Source organism: Arthrobacter antibioticus (genome assembly GCF_030063205.1).
In the GTDB taxonomy this organism is placed as follows: domain Bacteria; phylum Actinomycetota; class Actinomycetes; order Actinomycetales; family Micrococcaceae; genus Specibacter.
In genome coordinates this window covers 361,831-371,566 of sequence record NZ_JASISQ010000004.1, presented here as the reverse complement: position 1 = coordinate 371,566, position 9,736 = coordinate 361,831, and the positions used below count along the sequence as shown (strand labels likewise).

The 9,736-nt window shown below is 58.8% G+C and carries 8 protein-coding genes; 4 read left to right on the top strand and 4 right to left on the bottom strand.

The features are described from left to right. Positions 1–203 precede the first annotated feature (203 nt). From QMG40_RS11540 to QMG40_RS11530, 3 genes are all read left to right on the top strand, one after another. Positions 204–1,589: a glycine--tRNA ligase gene (locus QMG40_RS11540; protein WP_283531185.1), complete on the top strand. Its 1,386-nt coding sequence runs from the start codon at positions 204–206 to the stop codon at positions 1,587–1,589. Positions 1,590–1,591: 2 nt separating this feature from the next. After that, positions 1,592–2,581, top strand: a complete 990-nt coding sequence (locus QMG40_RS11535) for a GNAT family N-acetyltransferase (RefSeq protein ID WP_283531184.1) — start codon at positions 1,592–1,594, stop codon at positions 2,579–2,581. Between the two features lie 74 nt (positions 2,582–2,655). Beyond that, positions 2,656–3,969 (top strand): YibE/F family protein, encoded by a 1,314-nt coding sequence (locus tag QMG40_RS11530; RefSeq protein ID WP_283531183.1) that lies wholly within the window; start codon positions 2,656–2,658, stop codon positions 3,967–3,969. On the opposite strand, the gene QMG40_RS11525 is transcribed toward QMG40_RS11530, so the two are convergent. From QMG40_RS11525 to QMG40_RS11515, 3 genes are read right to left on the bottom strand one after another with little or no spacing between them, the layout of a single operon-like run. Continuing rightward, on the bottom strand, positions 3,907–5,061 hold the full coding sequence (locus QMG40_RS11525) for an FAD-dependent oxidoreductase (RefSeq protein ID WP_283531182.1): 1,155 nt from the start codon (positions 5,059–5,061) through the stop codon (positions 3,907–3,909). The two genes, QMG40_RS11530 and QMG40_RS11525, sit on opposite strands and share 63 nt — an antisense overlap. Continuing rightward, the gene (locus QMG40_RS11520; protein ID WP_283531181.1) at positions 5,054–5,848 is read right to left on the bottom strand and encodes a class I SAM-dependent methyltransferase; all 795 of its coding nucleotides are present in this window, start codon (positions 5,846–5,848) and stop codon (positions 5,054–5,056) included. The genes QMG40_RS11525 and QMG40_RS11520 overlap by 8 nt, the downstream gene beginning before the upstream one ends. Then, the gene (locus QMG40_RS11515) at positions 5,841–7,142 is read right to left on the bottom strand and encodes a type III polyketide synthase (RefSeq protein ID WP_283531180.1); all 1,302 of its coding nucleotides are present in this window, start codon (positions 7,140–7,142) and stop codon (positions 5,841–5,843) included. Before QMG40_RS11515 ends, QMG40_RS11520 begins: the two co-directional genes overlap by 8 nt. Positions 7,143–7,633: 491 nt before the next feature. On the opposite strand from QMG40_RS11515, the gene mgtE reads away from it, so the two are divergent. Beyond that, positions 7,634–8,992 (top strand): magnesium transporter, encoded by a 1,359-nt coding sequence (mgtE, locus tag QMG40_RS11510; RefSeq protein WP_283531179.1) that lies wholly within the window; start codon positions 7,634–7,636, stop codon positions 8,990–8,992. 138 nt (positions 8,993–9,130) lie between these two features. Here mgtE and QMG40_RS11505 read toward each other — a convergent pair whose 3' ends face one another. Then, positions 9,131–9,703 (bottom strand): TetR/AcrR family transcriptional regulator, encoded by a 573-nt coding sequence (locus QMG40_RS11505; RefSeq protein WP_283531178.1) that lies wholly within the window; start codon positions 9,701–9,703, stop codon positions 9,131–9,133. Positions 9,704–9,736 lie beyond the last annotated feature (33 nt).

The window sequence follows — 9,736 nt, the reverse complement described above, 5'->3', positions numbered from 1 at the left end:
AAGAACGGACTACCTGGCACAGAGCCTGTACAGACACTGGATTTTGGCAGCCCGAGCTGTATTTTGATCGCCTAGAGAGAGTTTTTTGTGGGGCAGATCAGCCACTGCCGAACAGCACGAATTCTGCCCAAGCAAGCACCCGACTGTAGGGTTGTTCCCGGACGGACCGCACCCAGCGGCCTCGTAATTTTTAGGAGTAGATAGTGGCGCCCCAATCCAAGCTAGATCAGGTCATTTCCCTCGCGAAACGTCGCGGCTTTGTTTTTCAAGCCGGTGAGATTTACGGCGGCTCACGCTCCGCCTGGGATTATGGCCCCCTGGGTGTTGAGCTGAAAGAAAACATCAAGCGCGAATGGTGGCAGGCATTTGTCCGCGGTCGCGAGGACATGGTGGGTTTGGATTCTTCCATCATCTTGCCCAAGGCTGTTTGGGAAGCCTCGGGCCACGTTGCCACGTTCACCGACCCGCTGGTTGAGTGTACCCAGTGCCACAAACGCCACCGCCAAGACCACCTCATTGAGGCGTTCACGGCGAAGAAGAACCGCGAACCGGAAAACGGCATGGATGACATCGTGTGCCCCGATTGTGGCACCAAGGGACAGTGGACCGAACCGCAACTATTCTCAGGGCTCATGAAGACCTTCTTGGGCCCGGTCGACAACGCCGCCGGCATGACATACATGCGCCCCGAAACTGCTCAGGGCATCTTTGTGAACTTCAACAACGTCCTGACCACCTCTCGCAAGAAGCCCCCGTTTGGTATTGGCCAGATCGGGAAGGCTTTCCGCAATGAGATCACGCCGGGAAACTTCATTTTCCGCACACGTGAGTTTGAGCAGATGGAAATTGAATTCTTTGTGCCCGGCGAGGACGCTGAGCAGTGGTTCAACGAGTGGGTTGAACTGTGCTGGAGCTGGTTCGTTGACCTGGGTATTGATCCGGATAATATGCGCCGCTTTGACGTCCCCGACGGTGAACGCGCCCACTACTCCGCAGCAACGATCGACTTTGAATACAAGTTTGGCTTCAAGGGCTCGGAGTGGGGCGAGCTCATGGGTGTTGCCAACCGAACAGACTACGATCTGAATTCACATACCAAGGGTTCCGGAACTGATTTGAGTTACTTCAACCAGGCCACCGGTGAGCGCTTCACACCGTACGTCATTGAGCCCTCTTTCGGTCTGACCCGTTCCATGATGGCTTTTTTGATGGATGCTTTTACCGAAGATGAGGCACCCAACGCCAAGGGTGGCGTGGACAAGCGCACGGTCCTGAAGCTGGATCCGCGACTGGCTCCCGTCAAGGCTGCGGTCCTGCCGTTGAGCCGCAACGAGGACTTGTCCCCGAAGGCCAAGGAACTCGCCAATACTTTGCGCAAGCATTGGAACATCGAGTTCGATGATGCCGGGGCAATTGGCCGCCGCTATCGCCGTCAGGATGAAATTGGAACGCCGTTCTGCATCACAGTGGATTTTGAAACTCTTGAGGACAACGCCGTAACCATCCGCGAACGCGACACCATGAGCCAGGAGCGCGTACCCCTGGATCAGGTGCAGGCGTACCTGGCAACACGACTTTTGGGTGCCTAGGCGTGGCTGAACTGACATACCGGACCTGGCAGGATGGCGACGATCTAACGCTTCGGCAGCTGTGGGGTGACGCCGAATCCGCCCCAGCCGGGGCGTTCCGTGCCGCGCTGGCACCGGAGCAGGATAAAAACCCGTGGCGACGCACCATAGTTGCCGAGGATCAGGGTATCCCTGTTGCGGCGGGCGTTGTTTATTCAACCAAGCTTCACCCGGCCCGCTTGTGGGCGTTCGTGGAAGTTGCCAAGGACCACCGCCGTGCTGGCGTGGGTGGAACTTTGCTAACCATGTTGCGCCGTGAAGTTGACGGCGCGCGTGCTGGTGGATTGGTCGGTACAGCGGCGTTGCGCACCAAAGTTGCACCCGGCACAACCGGCGCGGGGTTTGCCGAGGCGATGGGGTTCGCTGTTCTGCAGCGAAACCGTGTGGTGGAGGTTGGCCCAGGGGCATTGAAGCTGCCTATGTTTGGTGAGGGTACCGAGGAAGAAGCCACTGCTCGCGTGCAGGATCTGGCGACGGGTTCGGTGGAACTAACTGACATTGTGGGCCGTTACTACGAGTCCGTGAACCGTTGGGATCCCACCGGACCGCTTAGTCCAGGTGTTGTGCAGCGGATGTTCTTGGATGACCTCACAGGTGCCCATGGCGCTCTGGTGCTGCGGGCGGAGCCGGCCAGCGCCTTTGGCACCGACGTGGCGCCCAGCAAGAAGGGTAAGATCCAGGCATTTGCGCTTAGCTACTCGCAAGGCAGCATCGCTACTTCTGAAGAGGTGGCTGCTGCTGCCTCCGAGGTTTTTCTTGGTGTTGAGCCAACGCTGGAACACGAGGAGGCTGTCCAGGCCGTCTATGACCTGCTGGCCTTGATCACCCACCAATACCCCGTACTGGTGGAGCTTGACGATTCCATGGAGGCACTCTCGGCCGTGATCAACCCGATGATTGCTGTGAATGCTGCCAAGGTGCGCGGAAGCGAAACGCTGGTCCTGGGGGAGTAGCAGCCACCCAACCTCCGTTGACATTGGAGATAATGACACCTCCACCGCACCTATTGAAGGATTGCTGAGCGCCCATGGGCCATTCACACGGGCCAGTTGATGAAACGGGACTGACACGTCCGGAGCTGCGCCGCCGCAAGGCGGCGCGGCGCCGGGCCGTGGTGTTACTGAGCTGGATTTTAGGCCCCCTTGCGCTTTTGACTGCCGTTGCCATGGTCCTGATGTTCCCTGGCGCTGACACTGCGCCGCCTTCGGTGAACAGCCCTTATTCTGCCGCGCCGGGGGCCAGTATTGACTCCGGGACGGTGCAGCGCACGGCGACTGAAGACTGTGCGGTGAGCTCAAGCGGGAATCCGGGCAGTAGCTGCTTCATTGCCTACACCGTTGTGAAGGGTCTTGGCGAGGTTCCCGTGTTGGTCGGCCCCGACATTGTCCAAGCAGGTGGGGTCGATGCTGGGGACACCATCAGCTATTTGAACCTCTCCGGGTTGGCAGCTATTACCGGAGCCGATCATGTGGGGCCAACCTATGTGTTTATGGACTTTGTGCGCACAGTGCCCATGGGACTGTTGGCGCTGCTGTACGCGGTTGTGGTTGTTGCGGTGGCCAGGTGGCGCGGGTTGCGGGCCATGGTGGGGCTTGTTGGCGCGTTTGGTGTGCTGGCGTGGTTTGTTTTGCCAGCTTTAGCCCAGGGACAGTCGCCTCTTTGGGTAGCCCTGGTGGGATCCTCCGCCATCATGTTTGGTGTCCTGTATTTTGCTCATGGTTTTTCCGCCCGGACGTCCACCGCGTTATTGGGCACCCTGTTTGGTTTGGGTGTGACTGCCGGGCTGGCAGCCTGGGCAGTGGACGCTGCCGCCTTGACGGGAACTTCCGGACACAATGCGTACCAGTTGTTGAATATGACTGAAGGCATGTCCCTGTCGGGAATGATCTTGTGTGGGCTGGTCATTTCGGGTCTGGGAGTGCTCAATGACGTGACCATCACGCAGTCTTCGGCCGTCTGGGAGATGTATGAACTGGCCCCGCACACCAGCACCAGGGATTTGTTCACCTCCGCCATGCGCATTGGCCGCGATCACATTGCCTCAACCGTCTACACGATCGCCTTCGCCTACGCCGGCAGTGCGTTGCCGGTGCTGCTGATGGTCTCGCTCTACGATCAGCCGTTGCTCGGCGCCCTGACAGGTGTGGAGTTAGCGGAGGAGATCGTGCGGATTTTAGTTGGTTCCATCGGATTAGTGCTGGCCATACCGGTCACGACGGCGGTTGCGGTTGCCGTTGTGAAGGCAACGGGGCGTCCCGCGGCTATTGCGGTTGCGCCGTCAGTTCAGGCTGAAACCGTGCATGGTGAAGCGGCGAACCACCAGCTTGTGGAACATCGGTAGCCGCAGGAGCGGCTGAAGGCCGGCGTGTCGAAGATGCAGGGCCGACGGCGGCAATGGCCGTCCCAGCGCCATGTTAAGCCACGCTTGCCGTCCGGCACTGCGGGCCGCGGCCAGCCGGGTCCGCTCATATTTTTGCAGTAACAATCCAGTATTTTGCCCACGCAGTGCAGCCGTAATGATGGGCGCCAGTGCGGCAGCATCCAGCCATCCCAGATTCATACCCTGACCACCTATGGGGCTGATTTCATGGGCGGCGTCACCAACCAGGGCGGCCCGGCCCGCCACCATGGAAGTAGCCAGCCGGAAGCGGACACCAAAAGCGCTGAGCATGCTGTTTGCCTGCGGATCCAACTTAACCCCGGTGCGCTTTTGGACAAGGGCTGCCAAGTCAGCCGCCGTTGCATCTTTCAATAAGGAATCGGTGTGGAGAACCCAGCGGCGCAGCCCCTCCGGAAGCGGAAAGGACTCGACGATTCCGGCAGGCTCTAAATGCAGCACAGCGGCACTGCCATCAGTCCCAGTGTCGGGAAAATCTCCCATCAAATACGTGTCCGGGTAATCACGGCCGCTAGTGGAAATGCCCAGTAGCCTCCTGACAGTCGAGTAGGCGCCGTCAGCGCCAATAACAAGTTTGGCCCGGTGTGATCTCAGCTCTTCCGCCTCGCCCTGGTGACCTGTAAGCGTGAGGAAAGTTCCGGCGTCGTACAGGGAATCCACACAAAATCCCCGCTCCAGGGCGGCCGGGTCCAGTTCCCTGACCCGTGCCTCCAACAAAGCTTCGGTGCGGGCCTGTTTCAACGTGAGTACGAACGGCCATCGCTGGGACGCCTCTCCGAAAGAAAGCCGCGCCACCTGGTGCCCGCCGCTTCGGGCAATTCCTGCCGGGATGCGCACGCCCTCGGCCAGCATTGCCGACGCCACCTGGGCCTGGTCCAAGGCGGCAAGTGCTGGCGGGTGGATGCCTATGGCCCGTGAATGCAGGCTGGGTTCGTTGCGCTGCTCCAGAATCCGCACACTATGCCCCTCCTGCAACAGCAGCACGCCCAGGTACAACCCGATGGGGCCAGCCCCCACAATCACAACATCAAACATGCGCAGCAACGGGAGAGTAAAGCATTAAAATACGGTACGGAAAAGCCGTCTTGACCCGCCATCCCGGCGGCAGGACGGCGCGCATTTCGGAACCGGTGTAACTGCGCCTAATGGAGGTCAGCCCGTCACGCCGGATGAAAGACCCGGGGAAGAACGGCAGCGTGGCTAGTGAGAAGGCTGCGTAGGCCAGTGGACTGCGGACAATGTCGCTATGGATCACCGCCTGCCTCGCCAAAACGGCAGAATCAGTCAGCAAACCCTGCAACTCGGCTCGGGTGAGGTGGTGGATCATGTGGTTGGAAATAACGAAATCAAACACCGCACCATCAGCAACCAACTCGCTGCTGTGAACGCGCCGGAAACTCACGCTCTGGTTACCTACCGGCTCCGTATCTGCTGGCTGGTTGGCAACGTTGGCCCGGGCGAAGTCAATGGCCCGTGCGTCGGGATCGATGGCCGTGATGTGCAGCTGCAGCCCGTCGCGTGCCGCCCAACGGACAAGGGCGCCGGCAATGTCTCCGCCCCCGCAGCCAATGTCCAAAAGAGTTGTGGGGTGCCACGGTGAAAGCAGCGCTCTGATGTGTTGTTTGTAAACCCCGTGCCAGCGAGAAACAACACTATTAATCAGCGGAAACTGAGCGTAGGTGCGGGTCAGTGCACCAGGATCGCAATCAGGCTTGTCCATTTCCTCAAGTGCATGCTCGTCCCTGGCGGCTAAAAAACGGTGCTGTCGGCCAGGAATCTGCCGACTGTAAGACTGCCCAGGCTCAGGAGGGATGCTAGTCATGATTTGCCGGAACCGCTGCAGGGGCAGCGGGTGTTGAGCCTGGGGTAAACTCCGCATCCAATCCGGTTGCTTCCTCCTGAGCTGATGCCGATTGCGCGGACACCGTCTGTTCGGCAGTGTTCTGAACCATCTCAGGCTGCACCGACTCAGGTAGCACTGCCAGGCGGGGATCAACTTTGGTAAAGAGTCCCGTCTCCACTGTCAGGCCCGGGCCAAAGGCCATGCCGCAAATGGTTTCGCGCATTTGCTCGGCCGGCTGCTCCAGGATGTATTTAAGGACGAACATGACTGTTGCACTGCTCATGTTCCCATAATTTCTCAGCGTCTCCCGGGCAGGGAGCAGTTGTTCGTGCGTAAGTTCCAGTTTTGCTGCTACCTTATCCAGGATGCTTCGCCCGCCTGGGTGGATGGCCCAGTGCCTGATGCTGCTGTAAGGCAGATCGGCCAACTCCGGTGCACGGGCGAGTAAGGGTTCCAGCGCACCCACAATATGCTCGTCAATGATTTTGGGTACATAAGTATCCAACACCATTTCAAAACCGTGGTCACCAATGTTCCACGCCATCGAGTCTTCTCCCACAGGTGTCAGCACTGTCTCAAAGAAATCAAGTTCAATAACAGGCTCAGAAGACGCCAGCTCGCGAGCCGTGACAAGTGCGCCGGCGGCGCCATCGGCAAATAGTGAAGAGCCCATGATGGTGTCGGGGTCATTGGAGGTGCGCACATGCAGTGAACAGAGTTCCACCGAAACCACCAGGACCACGGCGTTGGGGTCGGCCTCGCAAAACGCCTTAGCGGCTCGCAATGCCGGGAAGGCTGCATAGCAACCCATGAAGCCTAGGTGATAACGCTGCGTTGCAGGGCTGAGCCCCAGGGCCCGCACAATCTTGTAGTCCGGGCCGGGGTTGAAGAAGCCCGTGCAAGAGACCGTCACAACGTGGGTGATCTCTGCCGCGGAAATTTCAGGGCAGGCTGCAACAGTTTTCTGTGCTGCCTCAATGAACAGGGCCGTAGCTTGTTCCGCGAAGAGGTCATTGCGAGCCTTGGTGCCCGGGTTGAGCAACAGGCCAGTCTCGCCGTCGTAAAACATTGGATCAGGGCCGTGGGAATCCAAGCTCATCTCAGCCACCGCCGTATGGCGGGTGTCAATGGCTGCCGAATCAAAACATGTTCGCACCAAACGTTGACCTAGCCTTGTCAACCCCGGTTGGTTGGCGAAGACGTCCCGGGCCTGCTCCTGGATCAGGATGGTGGGCGGAACAGCAATTTCAAGGGACCTCAAGGTGACCGTCATAGTCCATTCTTATGGTTTGAGAGCACAGAACACAATGCCGGTTCGGCGGTGCACCCAGTGATTCGTGGTTCACCATCCCTGTGGCCTAGAATTGCAAGGACGCCCGGATTTCTCCTGAAACTCTTTCAAGGGCGCGCGCTACGCCCAACGGGGCATTAGATAGTTGGAGGTGAGCCGGACTCATGGATGACGGACAAAGTCGATCTACCACACCGCCCGAGCCTCGCTTTCGCCAGTGGGAAAAAGCCCCTCATAATCCTTAAACATCGTGATGACCCACGGTAATTTTTCGTGTTCTAGGTCATTGCTGAGAAGGTGCACGAGTTAACTGAACTACTAGTTCAGTGGGTAGTCCCTCTAGGCCATGGGTTCTTGCGGTAGCAGCCTCAGCGCACCACACCACCACACAATTCTTTGCAGACGTCCTTTCAGCGCGCCGCGGTTTCCGCTGAGGCTAGAGAACGGATGCACTCACCGGAGGGAACCGGACAATGATTAAATACCCCGTCCAGACGTTTGACGACAGCGCCGATCTGCTCAGCCGTGCCTTGGGCGCCCATGACCTGGCCGCCGTCTCGCAGGCGTTGTTGCCGTTGAACGTCAACGAGACACTGGATCAGTTGGAACGGCTAAACACCGTGGAGCGGGCAGTGGCCTACCGTACCCTACCCAAGGGCCGTGCGATCGAGATTTTTGAGCGCCTTGACGCCGCGCTTCAGGCAGATTTAGTAGCCGGGCTCCAGGAAGCGGACGTTGCTGAAGTTTTCGCCGAGCTGAGCCCGGATGACCGTGTGGCGTTGATCGATGAACTCCCGGCATCGGTTGCCAACCGGCTAATTTTAGGGCTGGATGAGAGGCAACGTGCACTGACAAGCACAGTGCTTGGCTACGCGCAGGGAGCCGTTGGGCGCTACATGTCACCTGAATTTGTGACAACGCACCCGCAACTGAACATCCGCGAAACCTTTGCCCGGGTACGCTCGCATCTCGATGACGCTGAAAGTGTCTACACCATTCCTGTCACCGACACCGGCCGGCACCTGGTTGGTGTGCTCTCCCTGCGTGACGTTTTACGGGCCGATGACTCGGCGCTTGTAGCGGAAATCATGAAGAAGCCCTTGAGCTTCCCAGCCACGCAAAGCGCCGAAGAAGCCGCACGTTACTGCGCCGATGCCAAGGTCCTGGTGCTGCCCATTGTTGACGCCGAGGACCGTCTAGTGGGCATTCTGACAGTGGATGACGCCCTGCAGATCCTTGAGGATGCAGAAACCGAAGATGCGGCCCGCTCCGGTGGCACCGAACCGTTGCGTCGCCCATATTTGGCCACCCCGGTCTCTAATATTGTCCGCGCCAGGGTGGTGTGGCTTCTGGTGCTGGCGGTGGGTGCCACGCTGACGGTGCAGGTCATAGGCGCCTTTGAAGCGACTCTTGAACAACAGGTTGTGCTCTCACTGTTTATCCCTTTGCTGATAGGGACTGGCGGTAACACCGGCAACCAGGCGGCCACAACCATTACGCGTGCACTGGCGTTGGGCGATGTCCGTCCCCGGGATTTCCTGAAAGTCTTTGCCCGCGAGGTGCGTGTGGGGGCGTTTCTGGGACTGCTCCTCGGCTCCTTGGGCTTTGCGATCGCCTCATTGGTGTTCACTGTGCCGATGGGCTTGGTCATTGGGCTGACGTTGTTGGGTGTGTGCACCATGGCCGCTAGCATCGGCGGGTTGATGCCGCTCCTAGGCAAGGCTGTCAGGGCCGATCCGGCAGTGTTTTCCAACCCGTTCATTTCCACGTTTGTCGATGCGGCCGGGTTGATCATTTACTTCCTGATCGCCACCAGCATCCTCGGGCTGTAGAGGAGAACTTCCGCTCTAAAAAAGTACGACGGCGGTTTCCCCCACCTTCCATAGGGAAGGCCGAGGGAACCGCCGCCGTTTTTTAGATGCCGTTTTCTAGATTCTGAGCGCTATGTCAACGATGTGGGTGAGCCGGGATTATTCCGCCAGCTGGCCTGAGAACAGGAACAAGATGGCGGCAGATACTTCGTCGGCGGGAGTGTCCGAGCTAAAAAGTAGCCATTCCAGCCCGCTCACCAGCGTGGCCCCAAAAATACCGCCAGCCATCAGCAACCTGCTGCCCTCGGAAGTTCCCGGTGGGACTAAGGGGAGCAAAGCAGCACCAATCTCTGTTACTGCCTCTCGACGCAGCACAGAGACGGCATCCTGCCATGCCCTGTCGGTGCGAAAAATTTCTGCCGCCATCATTTTTGCCAGGGGCCGATTCTCTGCGATCAACATCAGCATGTCCGTGACCATGGCGTCAATGGCGCCAAAGCCGGTGCTCGATTGACGGGCCTGACGCAGTGTCTGGGAAAGCGAACTGACACCGGTTGTCAGCAACTCCTCAAAAAGTTTGTCTTTGGATGAGAAGTTGTAATAGACACTGCCCTTGGCCACCCCGGCCCGCTCAGCCACCTGGTCCATGGTGGTGCCGGATATCCCGTGCAGCGCACCGAGCTCCAACGCGGCAGCCAAAATGGCTTGTTTGGTGGCTGAGATGCGGGGCACGGGATTCCTTTGTTTCTAGGGACAAGACATATA

Excerpts from the sequence above, each read along its gene's own strand:
- QMG40_RS11530 (WP_283531183.1), top strand. The coding sequence starts at position 2,656 with ATGGGCCATTCACACGGGCCAGTTGATGAAACGGGACTGACACGTCCG.
- QMG40_RS11515 (WP_283531180.1), bottom strand. The coding sequence starts at position 7,142 with ATGACGGTCACCTTGAGGTCCCTTGAAATTGCTGTTCCGCCCACCATC.
- QMG40_RS11520 (WP_283531181.1), bottom strand. The coding sequence starts at position 5,848 with ATGACTAGCATCCCTCCTGAGCCTGGGCAGTCTTACAGTCGGCAGATT.
- mgtE (WP_283531179.1), top strand. The coding sequence starts at position 7,634 with ATGATTAAATACCCCGTCCAGACGTTTGACGACAGCGCCGATCTGCTC.
- QMG40_RS11525 (WP_283531182.1), bottom strand. The coding sequence starts at position 5,061 with ATGTTTGATGTTGTGATTGTGGGGGCTGGCCCCATCGGGTTGTACCTG.